The sequence below is a fragment of the Ureaplasma urealyticum serovar 8 str. ATCC 27618 genome (assembly GCF_000169535.1).
Classification (GTDB): domain Bacteria; phylum Bacillota_I; class Bacilli_A; order Mycoplasmatales; family Mycoplasmoidaceae; genus Ureaplasma; species Ureaplasma urealyticum.
In genome coordinates, this window is the sequence record NZ_AAYN02000002.1 from 375,243 (window position 1) to 401,329 (window position 26,087).

General features: G+C 25.2%; 25 protein-coding genes. 21 read left to right on the forward strand and 4 right to left on the reverse strand.

Features of this window, described 5'->3' with window-relative positions; translation table 4 throughout:
• Positions 1 to 5 precede the first annotated feature (5 nt).
• Together UUR8_RS01690 and udk are read right to left on the reverse strand one after the other, a co-directional pair.
• Entirely contained in the window at positions 6 to 308 is a 303-nt protein-coding gene (locus UUR8_RS01690; protein ID WP_004025933.1) for a hypothetical protein, read from the reverse strand.
• 28 nt (positions 309 to 336) lie between these two features.
• Positions 337 to 960, reverse strand: coding sequence for a uridine kinase (gene udk, locus UUR8_RS01695; protein WP_004026048.1), 624 nt, complete (start codon positions 958 to 960; stop codon positions 337 to 339).
• A gap of 182 nt (positions 961 to 1,142) precedes the next feature.
• Here udk and rpmF point away from each other — a divergent pair, with 182 nt between their 5' ends.
• The 19 genes from rpmF (at position 1,143) to UUR8_RS01790 (ending at position 22,735) form a co-directional block, all read left to right on the forward strand.
• Positions 1,143 to 1,316, forward strand: a complete 174-nt coding sequence (gene rpmF / locus UUR8_RS01700) for a 50S ribosomal protein L32 (RefSeq protein ID WP_004026178.1) — start codon at positions 1,143 to 1,145, stop codon at positions 1,314 to 1,316.
• Between the two features lie 9 nt (positions 1,317 to 1,325).
• Entirely contained in the window at positions 1,326 to 1,583 is a 258-nt protein-coding gene (locus UUR8_RS01705) for a hypothetical protein (RefSeq protein ID WP_004026057.1), read from the forward strand.
• A gap of 113 nt (positions 1,584 to 1,696) precedes the next feature.
• On the forward strand, positions 1,697 to 3,862 hold the full coding sequence (locus tag UUR8_RS01710; protein WP_004026199.1) for a hypothetical protein: 2,166 nt from the start codon (positions 1,697 to 1,699) through the stop codon (positions 3,860 to 3,862).
• A 20-nt stretch (positions 3,863 to 3,882) separates the two neighbouring features.
• Positions 3,883 to 5,172, forward strand: a complete 1,290-nt coding sequence (locus tag UUR8_RS01715; RefSeq protein WP_004025913.1) for a hypothetical protein — start codon at positions 3,883 to 3,885, stop codon at positions 5,170 to 5,172.
• A gap of 64 nt (positions 5,173 to 5,236) precedes the next feature.
• The gene (locus UUR8_RS01720; protein ID WP_004025975.1) at positions 5,237 to 6,043 is read left to right on the forward strand and encodes a bifunctional 5,10-methylenetetrahydrofolate dehydrogenase/5,10-methenyltetrahydrofolate cyclohydrolase; all 807 of its coding nucleotides are present in this window, start codon (positions 5,237 to 5,239) and stop codon (positions 6,041 to 6,043) included.
• A gap of 71 nt (positions 6,044 to 6,114) precedes the next feature.
• Entirely contained in the window at positions 6,115 to 8,001 is a 1,887-nt protein-coding gene (locus UUR8_RS01725) for a hypothetical protein (protein ID WP_004025937.1), read from the forward strand.
• 171 nt (positions 8,002 to 8,172) lie between these two features.
• Entirely contained in the window at positions 8,173 to 9,975 is a 1,803-nt protein-coding gene (gene dnaK / locus UUR8_RS01730) for a molecular chaperone DnaK (RefSeq protein ID WP_004025837.1), read from the forward strand.
• A gap of 116 nt (positions 9,976 to 10,091) precedes the next feature.
• The gene (locus UUR8_RS01735) at positions 10,092 to 11,201 is read left to right on the forward strand and encodes a YbhB/YbcL family Raf kinase inhibitor-like protein (protein ID WP_004026106.1); all 1,110 of its coding nucleotides are present in this window, start codon (positions 10,092 to 10,094) and stop codon (positions 11,199 to 11,201) included.
• Between the two features lie 49 nt (positions 11,202 to 11,250).
• Complete coding sequence (locus tag UUR8_RS01740; protein ID WP_004026024.1) at positions 11,251 to 11,820, forward strand: hypothetical protein; 570 nt, start codon at positions 11,251 to 11,253, stop codon at positions 11,818 to 11,820.
• A 3-nt stretch (positions 11,821 to 11,823) separates the two neighbouring features.
• On the forward strand, positions 11,824 to 12,492 hold the full coding sequence (gene cmk, locus UUR8_RS01745; RefSeq protein WP_004025605.1) for a (d)CMP kinase: 669 nt from the start codon (positions 11,824 to 11,826) through the stop codon (positions 12,490 to 12,492).
• A gap of 83 nt (positions 12,493 to 12,575) precedes the next feature.
• Positions 12,576 to 12,860 carry a hypothetical protein gene (locus UUR8_RS01750; protein WP_004025533.1) on the forward strand — a complete coding sequence of 95 codons (285 nt, stop codon included), beginning with the start codon at positions 12,576 to 12,578 and terminating at the stop codon, positions 12,858 to 12,860.
• Positions 12,861 to 12,913: 53 nt separating this feature from the next.
• The gene (locus UUR8_RS01755; protein WP_004025659.1) at positions 12,914 to 13,708 is read left to right on the forward strand and encodes a lysophospholipid acyltransferase family protein; all 795 of its coding nucleotides are present in this window, start codon (positions 12,914 to 12,916) and stop codon (positions 13,706 to 13,708) included.
• Positions 13,709 to 13,852: 144 nt separating this feature from the next.
• Positions 13,853 to 14,689, forward strand: a complete 837-nt coding sequence (locus UUR8_RS01760; protein WP_004025979.1) for a segregation and condensation protein A — start codon at positions 13,853 to 13,855, stop codon at positions 14,687 to 14,689.
• 31 nt (positions 14,690 to 14,720) lie between these two features.
• Positions 14,721 to 15,887: an SMC-Scp complex subunit ScpB, long form gene (locus UUR8_RS01765; RefSeq protein ID WP_004025867.1), complete on the forward strand. Its 1,167-nt coding sequence runs from the start codon at positions 14,721 to 14,723 to the stop codon at positions 15,885 to 15,887.
• A 93-nt stretch (positions 15,888 to 15,980) separates the two neighbouring features.
• On the forward strand, positions 15,981 to 17,399 hold the full coding sequence (tig, locus tag UUR8_RS01770) for a trigger factor (protein WP_004026229.1): 1,419 nt from the start codon (positions 15,981 to 15,983) through the stop codon (positions 17,397 to 17,399).
• Between the two features lie 101 nt (positions 17,400 to 17,500).
• Positions 17,501 to 19,876 (forward strand): endopeptidase La, encoded by a 2,376-nt coding sequence (gene lon / locus UUR8_RS01775; protein ID WP_004025527.1) that lies wholly within the window; start codon positions 17,501 to 17,503, stop codon positions 19,874 to 19,876.
• Between the two features lie 94 nt (positions 19,877 to 19,970).
• Positions 19,971 to 21,317: an RNA polymerase sigma factor gene (locus UUR8_RS01780; protein ID WP_004025598.1), complete on the forward strand. Its 1,347-nt coding sequence runs from the start codon at positions 19,971 to 19,973 to the stop codon at positions 21,315 to 21,317.
• A complete protein-coding gene (locus UUR8_RS01785; protein ID WP_004025787.1) occupies positions 21,301 to 21,966 on the forward strand; it encodes a tRNA (adenine(22)-N(1))-methyltransferase TrmK in 666 nt (221 codons plus the stop codon). Before UUR8_RS01780 ends, UUR8_RS01785 begins: the two co-directional genes overlap by 17 nt.
• A complete protein-coding gene (locus UUR8_RS01790) occupies positions 21,947 to 22,735 on the forward strand; it encodes a Nif3-like dinuclear metal center hexameric protein (protein ID WP_004025628.1) in 789 nt (262 codons plus the stop codon). Before UUR8_RS01785 ends, UUR8_RS01790 begins: the two co-directional genes overlap by 20 nt.
• A gap of 52 nt (positions 22,736 to 22,787) precedes the next feature.
• Here the strand turns inward: UUR8_RS01790 and UUR8_RS01795 are convergent, their stop codons facing one another.
• Positions 22,788 to 23,117, reverse strand: coding sequence for an MG284/MPN403 family protein (locus tag UUR8_RS01795; protein ID WP_004025980.1), 330 nt, complete (start codon positions 23,115 to 23,117; stop codon positions 22,788 to 22,790).
• Between the two features lie 216 nt (positions 23,118 to 23,333).
• A complete protein-coding gene (locus tag UUR8_RS01800) occupies positions 23,334 to 24,362 on the reverse strand; it encodes a hypothetical protein (RefSeq protein ID WP_004025848.1) in 1,029 nt (342 codons plus the stop codon).
• Positions 24,363 to 24,462: 100 nt separating this feature from the next.
• Between UUR8_RS01800 and truB the strand changes: the two genes are divergently transcribed.
• Both truB and ribF read left to right on the forward strand, forming a co-directional pair.
• Positions 24,463 to 25,152 carry a tRNA pseudouridine(55) synthase TruB gene (gene truB / locus UUR8_RS01805; protein ID WP_004026154.1) on the forward strand — a complete coding sequence of 230 codons (690 nt, stop codon included), beginning with the start codon at positions 24,463 to 24,465 and terminating at the stop codon, positions 25,150 to 25,152.
• Entirely contained in the window at positions 25,112 to 25,963 is an 852-nt protein-coding gene (gene ribF, locus UUR8_RS01810; protein WP_004025844.1) for a riboflavin biosynthesis protein RibF, read from the forward strand. The genes truB and ribF overlap by 41 nt, the downstream gene beginning before the upstream one ends.
• Positions 25,964 to 26,087: the final 124 nt, after the last annotated feature.

Genomic DNA, 26,087 nt, shown 5'->3' on the forward strand with positions numbered 1-26,087 from the left:
AAAATTTATTTCACTTTTTTGATGTGATAAAAATCATTTTTATTAGTGCGTTTAGTATAAGAAATAATTGTATTTGTATATTTGTCGACTAAAAAATAATAACCTTTATTTTTAGGGTCCATATAAATATGAAAATTATCATTTAAAGAATTTAAAGGACGAATACCTAAAATCCGCTCATTAATAATTGGGATGATGAATGTGTCACTTAGATTTTTAATGTTAACATCAGTGGATGCTGCACGTTCTCGAAAACGAGCTAATGCATGATCTGTAATTCTAAATTTACTTTTATAATAATATGACATAATTTAAAATTAAATTAATTGCTATATTTTAATGTATATTATTGATTCATTTATGAATTAAATGTAATGCAACACGATTGTGTTCATTTCATAGCACACTAACATTAGCATTCTTTTTACTTGGCTCAACAAATTGATCATACATAGGGCTAACAGTGCTACGTCATTGAGTAATTACAGATTCAAATGATCGATTACGTTCGTTAACATCTCGAAGGATTCGCCGAATTAAACATTCATCTTTTGGTGTTTCAATAAAAATTTTTAAATCAGCTATTTGATTAATGACATCATCATAAATCGCATAAATACCTTCAAAAACTATAACATCAACATCACTAATATCAATTGTTTTATCTAAGCGAATCTCAGTTTTATAATCATAGATTGGTACTTTAATTTTTTTACGTTTTTTAATGTCACTTAATTGCTCTCGCATTAAATCTCATTCAAAACTACTTGGATGATCATAATTAATTAAACGACGCTCGTTTTTATTTAATTGTGAATTAGAAATATAATAAGAGTCTTGACAAATAATAACGCTTGTTGTATTTTGAGGAATTCTTGCAACAATTTCATTGGCAAAAGTTGTCTTTCCAGAGCCAGAAGCACCTGCAATTAATACAAGAATCGGGGATTTAGCATTCATATTTTAAAGCCTTAAATTATTTAAACATATTACTATTATAGATTATGTGTAGGAGTTGGTTTCATTATTCCAACAATTTTATAAAAAAAAGATATTAAAAAACAATAAAATCATATATAATTTATAAATGTTATAAAATCCAATAGCTTATGAAATACACAAACTAGAAATGAGGCGATAATATGGCTGTACAACAAAGAAGAGTAAGTAAATCAAGAAAAGGAATGCGTCGTAGTCACGATCACCTTACAGTTTCTAATACAGTAGCATGTAATGAATGTGGTAAAGCATTACTACCTCATAGAGCTTGTCGTGATTGCAAAACTTATAGAAGTATTAAGTTATCAATCAAGTAATTTTTTATGATGAACAATAGTGATAAACAAACCAACAATCTTGATGAAAATCAACAAAAACCAACTACAAACGACTTTTTTAATGATAAAAATAACCAATTAACAAAAGTTTTAAATATTCCAAGTGTTGTTAAATATACTGAATCAAAAATTAAAAAAAGTGGTAAAAACTTTTCAATTAATTTAATTATTACAACGACAACAATGTTTATTGTAATTGGTATCATTATTACAATTGCCATTGCGATTGGCATTAAGTTAGGCTAATAACAACTTTATCGGTTGTTATTTTTTTTATTTTTAGATATAATTCACCTTAGACATATGCTATTAATGTATAATTTTAAATAATGTTTTATATTAATTTAAGGGTGAAAACAATGATAGAAAAATTAAAAAACAATAAGACTTTGTTTTTGAATGTAAAGCAAGCTCAAAAACTAGGGATTAATAACCCTTTAGCACAAGAGATTTTTTTAGATGATCAAAAATTAAATGTTGATTTAATTAATGATATAAGAGATGAGTTTTATTTGGATAAAGCTATTAGTAAGGGTTATGCTTATTTTAATAATTTACAACAATTTAAAGCAATAGATCTTGATATTTTAGATCATTATCAATTTGCCAAAGTAGCAGTTAGTAATTTAGATGAGTACGAACAATTAGTTTATACAAAAACTCGTCAATATTTAATTAATAAAGAATTTTGAACTAATGATGGTCTAGATGCATTTGTTGGTGATGATTTTAAAAGAAAACAATTAACAAATGAAGAGATTGTTAATTTAAAAACTAAATACGATTTGTGAATACAAGAATTACATTTTAGTAATGCACGAATTAGTAAACAAATTCATAATTTAAGTAAACATGGTCAAAACGAATTAGACTATGACCAATTTTATGACAAAAAAGCAACCCTTGAATCAAATTTAGATATTCTTCAAATTTTAATTTATTTAAAATCATCATTACTTGAATTAGATTTTGACAATGTTTTAAAAGATGACCAAAACAAAATAAGTATTCGTCAATTATTAGTTGATGATTTAGAATATCTACCATTTTCATTCCAACGTTATGATTATGAATCAAGACGTAATTTTATTAAAAATTCACGTCAACTAGTTGATGAGTCAATTGATTTTGATGATGTTGAATATGATGTTTTACATACTAAACAAACAAGTCAACAAACTTCAAAAACTAATGAACCAATTAAAATTGCTGAACTTAAAAAATTTGAATGTTCACAATTAAGTGATGAACAACAAGCTAATTTAGAAAAAGAATTTTATAGTGCTGGTGCAATTAATTGTTTTGATGAAGTTTGCGAAAACGAACAACAAACAAATATCAACAATAAAGAAGAACAAGTAGTAGTCGATGAAAAATCAGGATATTTAAAACCACGTAGTTATCCACGTCACCACGAAACTCCATTTATGGTTGATGTTGAAAATCGTGTAGATTTTTTAATGGCAGGATATGAAGTTGTTAAAAATGATGATCCATATGCAATTAAACAAGAAGCATTAAAAAATAATATTTTAGAACAACAAAAAGCTGAAGAAGAAATTGAAGTTGTTGAACAACAAGTTGATGATACTTTAGAAAGTGTAGAAAGCACGCAAAGTGATGAACAAATCAACGAAGAATTATCAATCAATGATTTTATTAATGAAACACCAATTGATGATGTAAAACTAGAAAATGAAGATCATACAGTTGTTGATATTGAAATTGATGAACCAACTCAACCTATTGAAGTAAAACAAGAACAACAAGTAGAAGTAGAAGAAGTTCAAGATGTAGTAGAACCTCAAGAGGTACTTGAAACTAACAAAGTTGATCAAGAACAATTAGTTGAAGAAGAAAACAAACCTAAAAAAGATCTTTCAGCAATTCAAATGCGTTTAGATGAAATTGTTAATTCACATGAAGAAGATGATAAATTACAAGCACGATTAAATTCAGTTGTAGTTGATAATGACGTAATTGTTGATGACAAAAATCTAGAAGATGATTTAGAAAATAATGTAAATCATATCGAACAAGTACACCAATCACAAGTTCAAGAAGCAGAAGTAGCGAATGAACAAAATGCAATTGTTGATGAAGAACTTGATGACAAAAATTTAAATAATAAAATAGATACTGGTGCTATAAGTGTTGAACAAACTTATGAACCACAAGTTCAAACAAATGATACATTAAATGATTTTGAACCAGCAAGTGTTAATGAATTACAAGATGATTCATTTAATCAAGTTGTTTTAGAAAATAATGATCTTGACGATTCTAAAATTGAAAATGTTGATGAAAATTCTTCATCACCTTCATTAGAATCAAACGTTAATTTTAACGATTATGAACAAAATAATGATTTATCATCACAAATTGAATTAACACCGGCTGATTTTGAAATTAAAACACAAGAAATTAACGATGAAACTGAACGTTTATTGAATGAATTAAATAATAATAAACCTAAACAAAAGAAGAAGTTTTGAACATGATTTAGTTCAAAAAAAGATAAATAGAGAAAAAGGAATTATTAATCATGAATAAAACTAATCAAATAGTCGATTTATTAACTAATAAAAAAAATGATTCAATCCAAAGACGTGACCAAGTAGTTTTTGTTAAAAACGAACAAGAAGCTAAAGAAGTTTTAGCATCAGATATTAGCTTAAATGATATTTTTAATCCTTTATTAAGTAATGATTACGAGCAAAAAAAGATAAAACAATTAGTTATTTTGAATAATAGTATTAAAGTTAACAAAATTGAAGAATATACTAAAGCATTAGAAAACAAAGTTGATGATTTATATACTAATGTTTCAAATCAATTAATTGAAGATTATCAAAAGATTCAAAATGTAAATACAAATGAAATTGTTACTAAAAATGAAGAATTATTAAATACTCATTTAAAAGAAGTAGAAAAAATTTGTGAACAAATCATTGATGAATGAAAAATCGAACTTTTAGGTGAAATCAATTTTAAATTTGAACAAGATTTAGTACAAATTGATGAAATGCAAGAAAATAAATTAAAGGCTAAATCATTAACAAATGAAGATAGTTTTTTAACAAGACGACAAGTTAAAATTAAAAATAAAATTATTGAAGAATTCGAAAAACAACGTACACAAGCTTCACAAAATCATTTATCTAAACGTAATGATATTCTTCAAAAAGAACGTGATGCATTACTAAAAAACAATGAATTATTTGAACTAGATTCAAATGGTAATTGAGATAACTTTAAAAAAATAGCTTTATTTATTTCAAGTGAAATTGGCATTATTAATGATTTAGAAGATTTATTAAATCATCAAGAATTAATTCGAACTGAAAATTATACAAAACGTGCCACTTTAAATCGTTATCGTATTAATGGACATTTCAAAGATGAAAAAAATTACTTCAAAGCTTTATATGATTTGCGTGTTAAATTTATGTATGGTTTAGGTTCTGAAATTGTAATTTTAAAATTCTTAATTGAACATTATAAAACATTAAGTGAATTACGTTTAAAATTACAAGAATTAAAACACCCACTTTCAAGTTATGCTGTTTATTTTGATGTTTTAAATCGAATTGAAAAACAAACATACTTATTAGCTAAAGTTGAAGCTTTAAAATATGATAATTATGATTTTAATGCTGATGTTATCTTAGATGGTTTAGAAGAAAATACTACAAACGAAAATCAAGTTGTTAATAAAACAAAAGTTATTAAAACAATTATTGAACCAAAATACGAATTAGAACTTAATTCAAAAGATAATAAATTTAGTGGTGTTAAAGTTTTTGTTAATGATCAAGAAATTACTCCTAAATAATCATTCTAAATTTTATAAAGAAATGGAAAAAGGCTTTTAATAATGAAAGCCTTTTTATTTTAAAATGAAATTAAAAATCAATTTTTTATACGAAAAAATACTTAATGAATTATTAAATAAAAAAAATAAAAATCACAAAAAAATTTATGTTTTTTATGATTCAGACTTAGTTAATTTTAATAGTGCATATATTCAATCAAAACTAAAATATGCTAAATTATTTTGTGTTGACGTTATTATTTATGATTTAAATGCGTACAAAATTCAAGACAATCACCAATTTTTAGCAAAGCTAAAACAAGATAACACCGATTTTTTATTTTTTGAATTTCCTTTATCAAATAAGCATTTAGAACAAAACTATTTTCAATATTTAACTTTTGAAAATGATCTTGATGGAATTAATTCTCATTTATTTTTAGATCATCAAAGAAATCAAATTATTTATCATCCAGCAACAATCAATGCCATTTTAGCATTAATTCAAGCATTAGATATTGATTTAGTAAATTATAGAATTTGTATTATTGGACGTTCTATTTATTTAGGAAACTATTTATATAAATTATTAAATGTTAAAAACAATAGTATTAAAGTTATTCACTCTCAAACCAAAAAACCATTAGCAATTATTAAACAATCTAACTTTATTATTAGTTGTGTTAATAAAGCGCATATTTTTAGTTCTAATGATTTAAGTAACAATTCTTATTTAATTGATGTTACGACAGAATATGTTAATAATAAGCTGTGTGGATCTTTTTTAATTGATCAAAATGATGTATCTAATAGAAACATTAAATACACTCCTGTTCCTGGTGGAATCGGCAAATTAACAACTTTGTTTTTATTTTTAAATTATTTTAAATAACGTATAGGATTGGCGAATATTTTTGTAGTATTATTAAAATATAAGTAATTACATAAGAGATAGTATTTATTATGATTGATAAACAAAAAACAAAACAATTAATTCAAAATCCTATAAATGGATTTTTTGATGGATTCAAAAAAACTTTAAATAATGATCTTGATAAGATAATAAATCAACAATTAAAAGGTCAAGAAGATAATATTAATGAAATTAATGAATTAACTAAAAAAATTAAAGAATTACAAGGCAATATTAAACAACGTAAAAAAAGTGAAAAAATTAACCAAAGAATTTTTTGCAATATTTTGATTGGTATTTGTTTTGTTATTATTGTGGGTTTGTTCTTTTTACATTTTTATTTAAAAAATCGCAAAATTATTAAAAATTTTAAAAACTTTGAAAACGAAAAAGTTCATGAAATCAATACATGTAATAAGCATAAAAATCTATATGTTTATAATGTTTTAATGCAAGTTAATCTTTATAAAATCTCACAACAAATTTTTGCTAAAAATGGTTTATATTTAATGCCAGAAATCCAATATGAAAATATTAAACCAACAGATTTAACTATTTCACATGATGCAAAATTTGTTGGATTTTTTGGAGGAATAGAAGTTAAATTTAAAAGTACAGACACTTTTTTAGTTTACTATAAAGAATTTTCAATCAAAGATGTTATTACAAGTGGTACAATTCAAATTTCTTATCGAAGAGGTGATGAAATTATTAGTGAAACTCTTGTGGCTCATCATAAAGAACCAACACCATTTGTTGATCTTCGTAGCAATTTTATTCATAAAACTAATTATGCTCCAGAATTTAATTTTTCAACTTATTCCCAAAGTGTTAATTCACGATCAAAAAGTATTTTTGCTAATTTAGAATTTTCAAAATACTATGGTTTAGGAATTTCGACACAAAATTTACAATTTGATACAAAGATGTTAGAGTTTTTTACACCATTTAGTCAAGAAAATTATGAAAACTTTGCTAAGTATTTAAAACAAGAAGATAAAATGGTACCTATGTTTACAAAAACAACAACATCACTTGTTATTAATGATGAATTATCAACTAATAATATAAAACCATATTTTATAAATTTATTAACTAATGAAAGTTATGCAAAAACTTGTGATTTTTTAATTGATACAAATATAAACGCTGATTTACAAACAAACTTAAATACTTTAAAATATCAATTAACAAAAATTCTTGAAAAATATATTTTGTATTTAACAACAACAAGTTTATCAAGCGTGATTGCTCGGGAATGATATATAAATAATAATAGTTATAAAATTGGTGATAATTATGATTATGAAAACTATTATTATGCCAATCAAAACGAATTAACACCTTCATCAATTTCAACAAAGCTTTTTTTAAAAAATCAAATTGCTTTTATTAATGATTGTAAAGTTATTCCTTTTGCAAAATTAGTTAATAGTCAAATACGATTTGGTATTAATAAAGCACAATTTAATATTAAAAGCTATCATGTTTATGATCGTGTCGATGCTGTGCCAGTTTATGCACATGGACGTACGCATGTTATTCCTGTTCCATATCAAGAGTATATTGAATACGAATATCCCTTTATTTGTTTATATATTTTAAAACGAAAACAATTAGAAAAAGACATTAGTTTAAAGTATTTTTTACGTACATTCGACAATCTTTTATTATCAAATTTTGAAGATCATAGTGATTGATCAATTAATGACATTCTTGATTTTAGTGATGATGATTTAAAAAAAGAAGAAAATAAAATGCTTCAAATTTATTTAAAAGAATTAGACACAATTGTAACTAATGCAAATTTAAATCGAAGTGAGTTTAGTTTTTTAGTAGATAATGATGGTTATTTTATTACAATTAGTAACAAAATAGAATTAGATGAACAAACAGAACAAGAATTGTGTACTTGATTACGAAAAGTAAGTATGTAATAAAAAAAAGCAATCTATATTGAAAATTAAATTCAATTGGATTGTTTTTATTTTTTAATAAAACAAATTATTTTTATAAAATTAGCACTCAATATTGACAAGTGCCAAAAAATGATATATAATATCTTATACTTTCAAATATGGTATATGTTTAGAAGGAGAATGATATTTATGGCAAAAGAAATTATTTTAGGAATTGATTTAGGTACAACAAATTCATGTGTGGCTGTGATTGAAAATAAAAAGCCAATTGTTTTAGAAAATCCAGAAGGAAAACGTACAGTTCCATCTGTAGTTTCATTTAATGGTGATGAAGTATTAGTTGGAGATGCTGCAAAACGTAAACAAATAACTAATCCAAATACTGTTTCATCTATTAAACGTTTAATGGGGACAAAAGAAAAAGTAACAATTTTAAATAAAGAATATACTCCAGAAGAAATTTCAGCAAAAATTTTAAGCTATATTAAAGATTATGCAGAAAAGAAATTAGGAACAAAAATTAATAAAGCTGTTATTACAGTTCCAGCATACTTTGATGATGCACAACGTCAAGCTACAAAAAATGCAGGGATCATTGCAGGATTGACTGTTGAAAGAATTATTAACGAACCAACAGCTGCTGCTTTAGCTTATGGTATTGATAAATTAGATAAAGAACAAAAAATCTTAGTATTCGACTTAGGTGGGGGTACATTTGACGTATCAGTTTTAGATATGGCAGATGGCACATTTGAAGTATTATCAACAAGTGGTGATAACCATTTAGGTGGGGACGATTGAGATCAAGTTATTATTAATTGATTATTAAAATCAATTGCTGATGAATTTAATATTGATTTAAGTAAAAACAAAATGGCTATGCAACGTTTAAAAGATGCTGCTGAAAAAGCTAAAATTGAATTATCGGGCGTAAACACAACAACTATTTCATTACCTTTTATTGCAATGGATAGTTCTGGTCAACCAATTAATTTTGAAAAAGAATTAAATCGTGCAACATTCGACAATTTAACTAAAAATTTAATTGAAAGATTAAAAAAACCTGTTTTAGATGCAATGAAAGAATCTAAACTATCACTTGCTGATATTGACCAAGTTTTAATGGTTGGTGGTTCAACACGTATGCCAGCTGTACAAAATTTAGTTAAAGAATTAACGGGCAAAGAACCAAATCATTCATTAAATCCTGATGAAGTTGTTGCGATCGGTGCAGCTATTCAAGGTGGGGTATTAGCTGGAGAAATTGATGATATTTTATTACTTGATGTAACTCCACTTACTTTATCAATCGAAACAATGGGCGGTGTGGCAACACCTTTAATTCCAAGAAATACAAAAATTCCAGTAAGCAAATCACAAGTTTTCTCAACAGCTGCTGATAATCAACCAAGTGTTGATATAAGAATTGTTCAAGGTGAACGTTCATTAGCTGCAGATAACAAATTATTAGGGAATTTTGAATTAAGTGGAATTGAACCTGCACCACGTGGTGTTCCACAAATAGAAATTAAATTCAATATTGATGCTAATGGAATCATGAGTGTTAATGCAAAAGATTTAAAAACTCAAAAAGAAACATCAATTACAATTAAAGACTCACAAGGTTTAAGTCAAGAAGAAATTGACAAAATGATTAAAGAAGCTGAAGAAAACAAAGAAAAAGATGCTAAAGTAAAACATGAACGTGAATTAGTAAATCGTGCTGATAGTTTAATTAATCAATTAGAACAAGTTGTAAAAACTGAAAATGTACCTCAAGAACAAAAAGATGCATTTAATAAACAAATTGAAGAATTAACAAATGCTCGTGATGCTCAAGATTATACAAAACTAGAAGCTGAAGTTAAAAAAGTTGAAGATTTATTGGCTAATGCAGCAAAATTTGCGCAACAAACTCAACAGCAAGATCCAAATAATCAAAAAGACGATGTCACAGAAGCAACTGTAACTGATGACTCAACAAAAAAATAATTAATTTTTAATAACCAATGGCGTATTAACCATTGGTTATTGTTATATAATAATGTATAAGTTAGTTTGTATAACTTATACTTTTAAAGAAGAAATATGAAGGAAAATTTAAGTATATGGTAGAAGATAAATTTTTAAAACAAATTAAAGAAGGCGAACAAATTAAAATCGAAATCAAAGGTTTAGATGAGTTTAACAATTTTGATGAACAAAGCTATGGTTTAAATAACATTTCACCTCAAATGCGTTGATCACCAGTACTTGAAGCAGCAAGCTATGCAGTTGCAATTATTGATTATGAAGCAGTTGGTGGTGCACCATTTGTTCATTGATATGCTTTAAATATTTTTGAACCACAATTAGAGTTAAATGTCGCAAATTTAGGTTATGCTAATTTATATCAAGGTGAAAATTCAACTTCAAAACATTTCACACACTCAACAGTGGATGCAAATTATCAAACTGATGTCGCAAATAATTACTTCCCTCCTTGCCCACCAAACAAAGCACATAAATATGAAATTAAAATTTATGCTGTACATCACAAAATGTCAACGAACCGAAACAAAATTTTATATTTAGATGATTTTGAAGCAAAACTAAATGAAGCAAAAATTATTGCAATGGGCTCTACTTATGTTTATGCTCCACAAATTAGTTTTGAAAATAATGAATTAGTTGTTGGTTCATTAGAACACAAACACCCATATTTATTTACTGACGCTAAAAATGAATATCATGTAATTGAAGATGTAATTGTTGATGATATTGAAAAAAATGTTTATGATGAAACACAATTAAATAATTTTCAAGATTTAGAACAAGCAAAAATTAAAATTATTGATTCTAGTGATGCTTTATCATACGCAGTTATTATTAGCTCAAACCATACATTTAAAAAATATGGTCGTCCAATTATCAACTATGCTCATATTGTTGAAAAAAAGAGTAATAAACGAATTAAATTCAATAATTCTTATAAATTAAACCACGCTTTTAGTGATATTAGTCCTTCAAAATATGAACATTTAGGTAATGAGTTATTAATTTTAAAAGACAATGATGCTAATATTGAAAGTGGTTTGTTTACAATTCATGTTTTTGGATTAAATAAAAAAATTAATCAATTAAATAAAGTTGAGAATCCAACAGATTCAATTATTGATTTATTTGAAATGATTAGTGGTAATGTCATTTCTTATAAAGCTAAATTCTTTAAATTATAAAAGCACTATTATAGAATATTTTAATAATTAAGTATTGGGAAATTTAATAATGAATCGTCAACAAATTCATGCTAAAACAAGATTAACAATTAATGAATTAAATAAATTTTATGCTTTGATTAAAGTCCAAAAGCAAAGTTTAGAAGATCTTGAAAATAAAATCAAAAAACTTGATTGAATTAACTTTAAAGAAATTAAAGACCAAAAGTTATTTAATGATTCTAAATTTGATTATAAAAATATTACACCATATGTGATTTCACAAATTCAAGATTTAGTTAGTGCTTATAATACAAAACAAATTAGCGAAATTATCCTTGAATTAAATCAAGTTAACATTCAAGTTCAAGCAAAAGATAGTGAATTTTATATTAAAAATAATAATAAACTAAATTTAATTAGTAGTGAATTTGAAAAATATAGCTTAAAAAATTATGATGCATACGAACATTTTAAAATTACAATGGATGATCCTAAAATTCAAACTTTAAATCATCAAATGCCATTTGAATCAAAATTTAATACGAAAATTATTATTTTCACTATTTTAGGTTTTTGTTTATTATGTTTATTTATTATCGTTATTGTATGTGCACTATTAATTGCAGGAGTTATTTAATTAATGAAAAAATATATTAACGTCGCTATTGATGGACCATCAGGTTCTGGAAAAAGTACAGCAGCAAAAGGATTGGCTAATAAATTAGGTTTTTTATATATTAATACCGGCTTAATGTATCGTGCTTATGCTTATTTTTTGAATGAAAATAACTTAGATATTAACACTAATGAAACAGCATGTATTGAAGCTATTAAAAATGCTCGTTTTATTTTTAATGGTGATGATGTTAAAATCGATGATCAAGATGTTAGTGATATTTTAAGAAGTAATGATGTTGCTATGCTTGCTAGTGTTGTAGCTGCTAATGCAAAAATTCGTGATTTAGCAACTAATGAACAACGCAAAATTGCTAGCGAAAACAATGTTGTTATGGATGGGCGGGATATTGGAAGTATTGTTTTAGTTGATGCAGATCTTAAATTTTATTTAAATACAAGTATTCAAACACGTGCTAAACGACGCTTAGCTCAAAATAAAGATATTGAAAAATTAGATTATGAATCAATATATAACGATATTAAAGAACGTGATTATCGTGATATGACTCGTGACATTGCTCCACTTAAAAAAGCAATTGATGCTATTGAAATTTTTAATGATAATATGAATTTAGATCAATGTGTTGCACATTTGTATGAAATTTATTTAAATAAAATCAAAAAAAGCTAAATTTTTAATAAAAAAGAATGAATAAAATTAAAACTTTCATTTATTTATATATTTCATAATTTATTTATGAGGTGTATATATTTATGAATTTTGATATTAATTTAATTAATGAAAATGATTATGTTTTTAGTGGATACATAGTTTTAAAGAAAAACAATGAAGAAGTGATTGAATTATTAACTTATTTAGGTGATGATCCAGTTAGTGATGAAGCTAAAATCATAACGTTATATAATAATGATCATATTGATCTAAAAAATCTTAATGATGGTGATTTAATTATTGTAAAAGCAAGTTTAATTACTAATGATAATAGTAAGCAATTAATGCTTAAAGATATTAATAAACTAGAATTAAGTATTAATTAACGATTATAAAAAATAATTGTTGATATATTTATAAAATAATTAATGGTGATAAAATGAATTTTTTTAAAAACTTACTATGATTTGTTGCATATCCTTTTGTAGCATTATACATAATTGTTCAAATGATTTTAGCAGCAATAATGGCTAAAAAATATAAAAACGATCCTGAAGCTGTTAATGTTAATGATCGTTATAAAAAGATTATGGCAATTATTGATGCAGTCTTATATTTAAAAAATATTAAAGTTGATTTAATTGGTAAAGAAAATGTTAGCATCAAAAGTATGTTATATATTGGTAATCATAAATCAAATGGTGACCCGCTAGTTTTACTAAAAGCGCTTTATCAAATTAGCCCACATAATGTGCGCTTTGTTGCTAAAATCGAATTACAAAAATCTTTTTTAAAGTTTTTATTTAATTTAATTGATGTAATTTATATTGACCGTAATAATTTACGACAAGCAATTTCAACGATTGATGAACAAGTTAATGCTTTAAAACAAACTTATCGAGGATTAGTTATTTTTCCAGAAGGTACACGAAATTTTAGCCATGAGTTTAATGAATTTAAATCAGGTACTTTAACTGCTGCTTATAATACATTATCTTCAATTCAACCCTTTGTTATTTTTAATTCACAAGGATCATTTGAATCAAAAGATGATAAAAAACAAAAATTAAGAAATAATCCCTTTAAAACGCAACATATCAAAGTTAGTTTTTTAGAACCAATTCATTCATTTAATTACATTAATGTAAACAAAGATATTTTAATGCGTAGGATTCAAACAAACATTAAAAAAAACTATGATGAATTATTAAAATCAACAATTAAAACAAATTAATTTTTATTAATAACAATAAAGAACTTTAAACAAATTAAAATGTTTATTGAATTTATTGTTATTTTATTTATATAAAAGCACATTTTTAAAGTAAATCTTATAAAATTATTTATAAGTTTAATATAATAATCTTTGGTGAATAAAATGAGTCAAAACCAAATGCAAAATAGTTTATTTGAATATAAATTTATTGATTTTAATGGTCCATTAGATACATTATGTGTTCTAATTAAACAAAAACGTTTAGACATTAATAATTTAGATATTTTAGAATTATCAAAACAATATCTTAATTTTGTTAATCAACTAATCAAAACAATTGATATTGATGTTTTAGGCGATCACTTAGCAATGGCTTCATATTTAATTGAACTTAAAACAAGAATGTTAATGCCAAGTATCGATGAAAAACAAATTTTAAATATTGAAGAAGATCGTCAAAATTTAATTGATCGTTTAATTGAATATAATGGTTATAAAAATTTGACCGAACATTTAAAACAACGTCTTGATTTTAGAGCAACTATGATTGATTTACCACAACAAGATTATGAACCATTTTATTCAGAAGATGTCGTTTATAAACCTTTGCCAAATTGTTTAGATCCCATAATTTTAAAAAATATTATGGATAAAATTATTTATGAAAATGAATTAAAAAATTATGAGATTGATGAAATTAAAGTTCAAGAATACGATATTAATCAATTAGAATGATTATTATTAAATTATTTAAACCAATCTCCCAATCAACAAGCAAGTATGTTTAGTTTTTTTAATGTACAAGCAAGTGTTGATAAAAACAAACGTTTTTTTGTCATGATGTTTTTAATCATTTTAATTTTAATTAATCGTAATGAAATTTTATTTGAAGAAATAGAAAACGATTATTTACTAAAAATTAATAATGAAAAAATTATTGATGATTATAATTCTAGTAGCATAGAACAAGCTAAAAATTTAACAAACGATTTAACATAAGATGTAATTATTAATTTTAAAGGTGAACACAATGAGTAATGATAAAAAAAATAAAAAGAATTCATTAAATGATGAATTAGATTTAGCCAAATATACATTACATAATGTATCTGTAAAAAATGATGAAGATGAAAACGACTTAGAATTGGATTGAGCTGATATTGATGATGAAATCATTGACAACAATCAACAAGTCTATCAAAAAAAACGAAATAATCATAAAACACGTTTGTTTTTAGAAAAAGATAATGAAATAAATAATCATGGACAAGTTGGTTTATATAAAGAAACTATAAATCAACCCAAAGCATTATCTGGCAAAGAATTTTTAGAATTCGTTAATTCTAAATTAATACAAAAAAAAGTAGAAAAAAGCAATTATGATGAAATTGATAACGAATTTTTAGAAAATCGATTAGTTAAAAATAACAATAAAATATTGCGTGAAAAATTAAAACCACAAAATGATTTTAATAAAATATTTAAACCAAAGGGTTTAGATGATTATATAGATGAACAACAAGCAGAAGCTCAAAAAGTTGAATTTAAAAATGACTTTAATAATTCAACTAAAAAACCTAAGAGTATAAAACAAAATAGTGTTTCATTTCGTAATTCGTTTAACTTAAATGATTTAGATCAAAAACAAATTGTAAATATTAAATCTATTATTGATTCAACATTATTTTTGGCAGGTGAAGAAGGCGTATCTTTACAAGATTTAAAAAGAACAACAGGCTTGGGAGAAAGTTCGCAAATTAAATTAATTTTAAATGAATTACAAAAAGATTATGATGCTGACGATTCGGGTTTAATTTTGGTGCAATTTGGCGATAAGTTTAAATTATTAACACAATCTAAAAATAAAGATGCTTTATCAAAGTTTGTAACTACAAGTTTTAAAACACCATTAAGTCAAAGAAATTTAGAAACACTTGCCATTATTGCTTATAATCAACCAACAACACGTGCTAAAATTCAAGCAATTCGTGATCGTGATCCCAAACCATCAATTGATGCGCTTTTAAAATTAAATTTAATTGTAGAAGCTGGGCGTCAAGATACACCTGGGCATCCAATCTTATACACTGTTAGTCAAAAATTTTATGATTTATTTGGAATTAGAAATTTAACTGAATTACCACGATTAAATAAAGAAATTAAAGAATTTAATCCGATTGATGAAACAACTAACTAATAAAAAATTATTGATAAATGCTAAAATATAAAAATATTACGTAAATTTTTATTACTATATAAAATAGTAAAATAACATTATTTGGTGGAATATATGAAATTATTAAATAAGATTAAAAATGAAAATTCGATTGAATTTCAAGTTTTAATTGAAAAATCAGAGTGAGAAAAAAAGCATAATGAAGCATTTGAAAAAGTCGCAAAAAAAACAGCTTCAAAATTAAAAATTCCAGGCTTTCGTCCAGGAAAAGTTCCAGTTGAAGAAGCAAAAAAACATGTTAATGAAATTGAAGTTTTTGAAACTACAACAAACGATTTAGTACCTCAAGCTTTAACTTTTTTAGAACAAGATGAATCATTTACAAGTGATAATTCAGAAACTGTTGATACTCCAAGTATCGATATATTAGATTTTAAAGATGGTGAACTTACACTAAAAATTGTTTATGACTTATATCCTGTAGCAACAATTGATAGCTATAATGATTTAGTTTTAACACCAATCGTTAACGAAGCTTTTGATCATGAAGTTAATGCTGAGATTGAACATGCATTAAGTTCTAAATCACAGCGTCGTGTTAAAGATGAAAACGAATTAATCGAAAAAGGTGATGAAGTTCGTTTTGATTTTAAAGGAATGATTGATAATGTACCTTTCCAAGGCGGAAGTGCTAAAGATCATTTGTTAACAATCGGTTCTAATCAATTTATCCCAGGTTTTGAAGACCAAATGATTGGTTTAAAGGTAGGCGAACAAAAAAATCTTGAAGTTAAATTCCCAGATGACTATCATGCAACTGATTTAGCTGGTAGATCAGCAGTATTTGAAGTATTAATCAAAGAAATTACAAGTGTTAAGCCACAAGAATTAAATGATGAATTTGCTAAATCATTTAATTTACCAAATGTTAATACAGTTCAAGAATTAAAAGATTATATCCATAATCAAATTGTTTTAGCAAAACAAGAAAGAAATAGCGAACGTGCTTGATTAGAAATTGCTCAACAATTATTAGCTAAAGCAAAAGTAACACCAATTCCTCAATCATTAATTGATCGTGAAGTTTCAACTTTAAAACAACAAGTTATATCACAACTATCACAATACAAAATTGATTTAAAACAATACTTAGAATTTAGTAAAAAATCAGAATCACAATTTCAAGAAGATTTAGTAAAACAAGCTAAAGAAACAATTGCTTTAGCATTGTTAGTTGATGATATCGCTGAAAATCAAAAAATTGTTGTTTCTGATGATGAAGTCAAAGAACGTATTGCTGAAATGGCTAAACTATATCAAGGTGAAGAAGAAGCTATTATTGAACGATTATCACAAAATCCTGATGCTGTTAAAGAGTTCTTACTACACAAAAAAGTTGTTAACTACTTAATTGATTTAAATAAAAATAATCAGCCAAAAGACACTGCTTCTACACTTTCAAAACAAGAAGATAAACCAAAAGTAGCAAAAGCAAAAACGTCAAATACTAAAAAAGTTGCTAGCAAAAAATAATTAAGTGATAAAAATTAGCACTCTTAACAATAGTTTGCTAATTTTTATTTATTTTTTGTTATAATATCTTAATACTATAAACATTAGAAAAGAGGTTGTTAATGAAAAAACCTATCCTAATATCACGAGCAATTGTTGTTTTGCCTTATGAAACAACAACAATTGAAGTAGGGCGTCCTAAATCAATTCAAGCAATTGATTTAGCAAAGCAATCTTCAAGTAAAGAAATTATTGTTATTTCACAAAAAAATATTGATACTGATGAAGTTGTTAATTTTGATGAATTATATAAAGTAGGAACATTAGTTAAAATTAAATCTATTGTAGATAATTTTGATGATGGTTATTCAATCGAAGTTGAGGGGATTAAAGCAGTTTATATTAATAGTGATAGCGAAGTTATTGATGCTATCGAATATGAATATGAAGATGTGATTACAAATCCTATTTTATCAACTAAGGATGAAGTAGCAATTAATGAAATTAACTCTGAAATTTTTAATACAATCAACAAGCGCACAAAACATAAAGATATTACTTTTGAAAATATGCATGCTTTAATTTCACTTGAAAAAGAAAAATTTGCTTATCTAGCAGCTGCGACTTATATTAATGATTATGATGGTGAAATTAAAGAAAAAACTATTAAAGATCGAATTAACATTTTATTACAACCTAATTTATTACTAGTTCATGAAACAATTTTACATTTCTTATTTGATCAATTAGTGGATAAACGAGTTATTGAAGAAGAAGTTGAAAAAATGATTGCAGATAAGATTAATAATAATCTGCAAAAGCAACAACGTGAATTTTTCTTGCGTGAAAAACTAAAAGTTGTTAAAGAACAATTGGGCGAATTAAGTAGTCGCGAAGAAGATGCTGATAAAATTCGTGCTAAGATTGAACAATTAGAATTACCACCAAATGTTAGAGAACGTGCTTTAGCAGAATTAAATCGTTTTGAAAGTGCAATGTCATCAAATGAATCATCAGTAATTAAATCATATCTTGATTGATTATTGGATTTACCATGAACACAGCAAGGTGTTGATAATACTGATTTAATGTCTGTTCGAACTCATTTAGATGATAATCACTATGGTATTGAAAAAGTAAAAGAAAGAATTTTAGAATATTTAGCATTACGTATGCGTAACCCTAATCTTAAAGGCCCAATTATTTGTTTAGTTGGTCCGCCAGGGGTTGGTAAAACATCACTTGTTACTTCAATTGCACAAGCTTTAAACAAGAAATTTGTTAAAGTAAGTCTAGGTGGAGTAAGAGATGAATCTGAAATTCGTGGACATCGTAAAACTTATGTTGGAGCAATGCCAGGACGTATTATTAAAGGAATGAAAAAAGCTGGAGTTGTTAACCCATTATTCTTATTAGATGAAATTGATAAAATGACATCTGATCAACGCGGTGATCCAGCTGCTGCAATGCTTGAAGTATTAGACCCAGAACAAAACAAAAACTTCTCAGATAACTATATTGAAGAAGAATATGATTTAAGCAAAGTAATGTTTATGGCTACAGCTAATTATTATCAACAAATTCCTTATGCTTTAATTGATCGTTTAGAAGTAATTGAATTATCAAGTTATACAGCAATTGAAAAACGTGAAATTGCCAAATCACATTTATTAAAACGAATTTTCACTGATGCAAAACTAAATGAAAATGAACTTATTTTTAATGATGATGCTTTAGATTTTATTATTAATCATTACACTAAAGAAGCAGGCGTACGTGAATTAGATCGCCAATTAGGTCATATTGTACGTAAATACATTGTTGAAACTTATAAAAATAAAAACAATAAATCAAAACCAAGTGTTGAAGTTGATGAAGCAGTGATTATTAAATACTTGGGTAAAATTAAATTTGATTTTAACAAAAAAGAAGAAACAACAATTCCTGGAATTGTTAATGGTATGGCTTATACAGCTGCTGGTGGTGATTTATTACCTATTGAAGTTAACCATTCAACAAATGGTAAAGGTGGTAACATCACAATTACAGGTAACCTTGAAAAAACAATGAATGAATCAGTATCTGTTGCTTTAGGTTTTGTGAAAGCAAACGCAGAAAAATATGGTATTGATACTAAAAAAGTTTCTTTTAAAGAAATTGATATTCATGTCCATGTTCCAAGTGGGGGAATTCCAAAGGATGGTCCATCAGCTGGGATTGCAATCACAACAGCAATTATTAGTTCATTAAGTCAAAGACCAGTACGTACAACATTATCAATGACAGGAGAAATTATGTTACGTGGTAATGTTGGAATTATTGGTGGAGTTAAAGAAAAAGTAATCTCAGCATATCGTGCTGGTGTTCGTGAAATCATCTTACCAATTGATGATGAACGTTATTTAGAAGATGTTCCTAAATACATTCTAGATGATATTAAAATTCATTTAGTAAAACATTATGATGAAGTTTATAACATTGTATTTGGTACAAAATAAACTTAATAATAAATAAAAAGAATAAGCGCTTAAGCGTTTATTTTTTAATTATGTTATAATTAAAATTTGAGATATAATCGACGAGGATATTTAGATGTCAACAAAACAAAATGAACCACTATTTGAAAATTTAGAAGATTTAAAACAAAAAGTTAAATTATCATTCACTGAGGAATTTTCATTTTCATATGCATTATCTGAACGTGAAGCAGGAATTTTTGAAAGTCGTAATTTAAAAGGCGCAGATGCTAGTAATCCTGAAGAAATTTTATTAAATGTTGTTTTAGATGTTAGCAAGAGAAAACGTTCACGAAACGAAATCAAATTTAATAAACTTCAAAATTATTTTATTCATATGAATTTACGTGATGAGCATTTTAGCGAAATTGTTGATGTATTAGAAAACATTGGCATTCGTGTACCAGATTATGAATTGGTTATGCAATCAAAATCTAAATCTACTGCTAAGAAAAAAGATGAGTATGGTATTGATGATACTTTAGAAATTAGTACATCAAAAATTGGTTTTTCATCAACAACAACAGAAAAAGTTGATGATGGAATTAAAGCTTATTTAGGTGTACTTGGTGAATCAAAAATGTTACGTTCTGATGAAGAAACTGAATATGCTAAAATGGTTATTAGTAATGATCCAGCATTAATTAAAATTGGTAAAAACCAACTTTATACATCAAATATGCGTTTAGTTACTTCAATTGCAAAAAAATATCTAAATCGCGGTTTGGATTTAGAAGATTTAATTCAAGAAGGATCATCTGGTTTACTAAAAGCAATTGATAAATTTGATCATGAAAAAGGACATAAGTTTAGTACGTATGCAACATGATGAATTCGTCAATCAATTACACGTGCGATTGCTGATCAAGCTCGTCAAATTCGAATTCCTGTTCACATGGTTGAAACAATTAATAAACTAACTAAGGCTGAACGTAGTTTAATTCAAGAATTAGGTCGTGACCCAACAGCTGAAGAAATTGCGCAAGCTATGAATAAAGCTTCACAAGCAAAAAATCAAAAAGAACAATTAATTACAGCCCAAAAAGTTGTTGAAATTAAAAAACTAAACGTTGATCCAGTATCATTAGATAAACAAATTGGTCATGATGAAGAATCACAATTTTCTGATTTTATTTCTGATGATGAAATTATTTCGCCAGAAAAATATACAGAGAAAAAAGCTTTAAATGATCAAATTAATGAAATGTTTGAAAAAGTTTTAAATGATAATGAGCAACGCGTTATTAAAATGCGTTACGGCTTACTACCATTTGAACGTCCTTATACACTTGAAGAAGTTGGTGAACACTTAGGTGTTACACGTGAACGTGCTCGACAAATTGAATCAAAAGCAATTCGTAAATTAAAACATCCATCAAAAACAGCTAAATTGCGTTCATTTATTGGTGAATCAGAAAACTAGAATTGCTTTTATTGCTGATTTAATTAATCATGCTCAAAATATTGTTGATGTAGGTAGCGATCATGCTTATTTAGCTAAGATTTTATTGCTCAATAATAAAGCACAACATGTTACTAATATTGAAGTTAATCAAGGACCATTGGAAAATGGTATTAATAATCTAGCTAAAAATAATCTTTTACAACAAACAACTAATATTTTAAATAATGGTTTTAAAGATTTAATTTTAGAAAAAACTTATGATTATTGTGTTATTGCTGGTATGGGAGCAACAAGTATAATAGAAATTTTGGACCAAAATAAAAATCAAATTAAGAATTTTATTTTACAACCAAACACTCAATCATATAAATTGCGCAAATATTTAAATGAGCACTCATATCAAATTAAAATTGAGCATATATTTGTTGAAAATAAAATTTTTTATGAAATAATTATTTGTTTTAAAACTATTAATGTACCAAAATTAATAGAAAAAGATTATTATATAAGTAGCCAAATACATAAGGATTCACTAAAATTATATTTAGAGTTTTTAAAAAAACGTTATGAATACTTAAAAACTTTGGATCTTTCACTAGTAAGTGAAAATATAGTTAAAGAATATGAGTATATAAAGGAATTTATTCATGAAAAAAACAGATATTAAAGCACAAGATATTTTAGATTTTTTAACTAAAAAATATGATTTATCAAGAGCTGAGTCTTGAGATAGAAATGGTTTGTTTTTTGATGAGCAACAAATAATTAATAATATACAAATCGCATTAGATATTACAGATGATGTTGTTAATGATGCAATATTAAATAATGCTAATTTAATTATTAGTCATCACCCATTGTTTACAAATCAAGATTTAAATGATGAATTAGATTATTTTGTTAATAATGATTTAATCGAAAAAATTAAAAAAAATAAAATTAGTGTAATCCATTTACATACAGCGTTTGACGCATCACCATATGGGATGAGTATGCAAATGGCTAAACGTTTAGGTTTATTAAATATCAAACAAGATGATCAAAATCCATATCTTGTCGTTGGCGAATTAAAATTAGGTGTTAGTGTTGATTATATTAGTCGAATTATTAAACAAAAATTTTTATCACCTATTGTTAAATACAATAACATTTTTAGATTAGAAACAAATCTTAAAAAAATTGGTATTATTGGTGGAAGTGGTTATAAATTTGCTGATGATGCTTTTGTACGTCACGAATTAGATATGTTAATTACAAGTGATTTAAAATATCACAATTGATTAGATGCACAAGCCAAAAATCAAAACATTATTGACATGAATCATTTATCTGAATCAATTTTTATAGATGTAATTTATGATGAATTAACTAAATTTTATGGCAATGATGAAAATTTAAACAAATCTTTATCAATTATAAAAATTAACTATATTTAATTAGAATTAATAGAAAAGAAAGCTAGTGGCCCGCCTAGCTTTCTTTTTTTATTTAAATTTTTAAATCAAGGTATGCAAGTAATTCAATAATTGCTTTTTTACGATACGCATAATATGTTGAGTAACTATAAGGTAGCTCGCAAATTCGTTTGTTTTGAATGTAAATTTCTTTAATAATTCGAGCACTAGTTTTATCTAAAGCATCTAAAACCTGCTCAACGTATTCAACAAAATGCTCCCATTTTAAATATTTTTGATCGTCTTTTGGATCATAGTCTTTTAGTTCGCGACATAATTCTCAATTTTTACATTGAAATTTAGCAAATAAATATTGTTTGAAAAACTTTTTCACTTTAGCCATATCCACTTTACTAATACACATAAAACCTCCATCTTTTTAACAAAAATAAAGTAAGTATAATTAAATTAAAATATATTTTTTCAGTTTAAGAATATCAGAAATGTACAAAAAATATTTACTTTTTTTGTAGAAATTTTTCTAATTTTCTTTAGAAAATAAAGATAAATATAAACTGCATTTATATTTATAAATAATAAAAAAGTGACCTTATTTTTAGAATAAAATCACTTTTTATGTTTAATATATTTCAATGTTTTGAATTTCTTGATTTTGATCAATTTCTTTATTGCTAATATTAATTAAAGAAGGGTTTTTACTATTTAAGCATCCATTTTGATGAATTGATTTAAGTTTATCAGCGACTTCTTTTTCTAAAATAATTAAATCTAAGTTATCAAAATCTTGTTTGATTATTTTCTGTAATTCAAAGATTTTTTCATCACTTTCAAAATCAACTACCATAATGATATTTAATTCAACTAAACCTGAATAAATATAATTCATTAATCGCATTAAATTGTAATCAGCACTCATATTGAAAATGAAACGATGATTATATTCTTTAATCCCTTCCACAAACAATACTTTACGCTTTAAGATGAATTTAAATGAATTAATTAAGTTCATTCGAGAAACTAAATAATCTTCTAAACTCATTTTATTTGTTCGTGGTCTAATTTTTTTAAGCATATAGATGTATAAACAACTAAAGAATAAGAAAAATAAGACCAGTAAAATTAATACAACAACACTAGGGCTTGAAAAATAAGTTTTTCAAACTTTTGGGATTAATTCTCATTGTTCAACATTTAAAATTGATGATCCTCCTACTAATCCACTCGCACTAGATGGAATTAAACCTTTAGCAATTACTTGACCATCAATAATTAAATCACCTTTAAATTGACCACGACTTAATGTAATTGATTTAATAACACAATCAATAATTGGCCTTGCTACTCCGGCTAAAATACATACTATTAAGGCAATAATACAAAATAAAAAAAATATTTCAATTAATCATGAACGTAATGAGCGTTTAGTATGTGAAATTTCAGGGTTTAACTTATAGTTTGTAGTTTGAAATCATCATTCCATAAAATAAAATAAAAACTTACTTTTTTTATTAATGTGAGCGTCAAAACTTTCTCGTACAATTTTTAAAAAACGATCATTAGTATAAATTGGCCCACTATCGTGTAAAAAACGAGTATCAAAAATGCGTTTTTTTTGAAATGATTTATTTACAATTAGAATTGTCTTCAATAAATAATTATCCTTTGCAATATCTATTCAAAATTTATTTATAAATGATAACAAATTATTATAGATAATTTTTATATATAATTGATAAAATTTTAATATTATGTATACTATTAACAAAAATATTATTGTAATTAATAAACCAATTAATTGAACTTCTAATGATGTTGTTCAAAAAGTTAAAAGAATTATTAAAGCTAAAAAAGTAGGGCATGCAGGAACCTTAGATCCGAACGCTTCTGGTATTTTAGTACTAGGAATTAATGAAGGAACAAAATTATTAACAAAATTAACATTAGATTCTAAAACTTATGTTGCTGAAATTCAATTTGGAATAAGCACTAATACTTACGATTCAACAGGTGAAATTATTTCAAAAATAAATAAATTTATAACATTAACTGAAATTGAAAGTGCTATTGAAAATTTATATAAAAATGAATATTGACAAAAACCTCCTAAATTTAGTGCTTTGAAAATTAATGGTAAAAAGGCTTACGAACTAGCACGTAATAATATTAGTTTTGAAATTGAACCACGCTTGGTTAAAATATTTGAATATAATATTTTGGATTTTAATTATGAAAAACAAATTTTAAAGATTATTATTAAGGTTTCTAAAGGTTTTTATGTACGCTCTTTTGCTGTTGATTTAGCTGCTCGAATTAATAATTTAGCTCATTTATTATCTTTAGTAAGAACAGAAAGTGGTCAATTTAGCATTAATGATGCAATTGAAATTGAACAAGTATATGATTATTGAAATAACATCAACAAACATTCAACAAATTAGAGATCAATATTTCATTAATGAGTTAGTTATTGGTTTTTTTGATGGAATTCATTTAGGTCATATGAATTTATTATCAGATCCTAATAACCAAACTATTTTAACTTTTAAAAATATCCCACGTAAAATAAAAAAATTATATGATTTTAATGAGCGAATTCAACAATTAGAAGATTTAGGATTTAAAAGGATTTTTATTTATGATATTGATCAAAACAATTTAAGTGGGGAAGAATTTATTGATCAAATTTTAAAGCCACTAACTCCAAAAAAAATTATTGTTGGTGCTAATTTTACTTATGGCAATAATTTTTGTAATGCATCTAGTCTAAAACAATATTTTAATGTTGAAATTAAAATTATTACTAATGATGTTAGTACAACTAAAATTAAAGAATTAATTATAAATAAACAAGTTGAAATAGCTAATAAATTATTAATTAAACCATATTATCGTGTGGGAAATGTTGTACGTGGCGATCAAATAGCTCGTAATATTGGTTTTAATACTGCTAATATTTTATGTGATAATAATTTAATTGATATTGCTGAAGGTGTTTACAAAGCACAAGTAATTTTTAATAATAAAAAGTATGATAGTGTAGTTTATTTAGGAATCCCTAAAACAATTAATACTCGCTCTTTTTCAATGATTGAAGCACATATTTTAGACTTTAATCAAAATATTTATGACGAAAGAATTAAGATTGTTTTTTTGAAATATTTAGCTCCTAATTTAAAATTTAATAATATAGATGAATTAATCACTGCAATTAAAAATTATATTAAATTGGTTCTTGATAAAACAAATTAGGTATATAAACCAATAAATAATTTTTTATAGTAGTAAAATCTTAATGGCTATTATAAAAAAAACATAAACTTTCATGGTTTATTTTTTGTTTAAAGTAGTTGTATATTTAATTATTATAAATAGA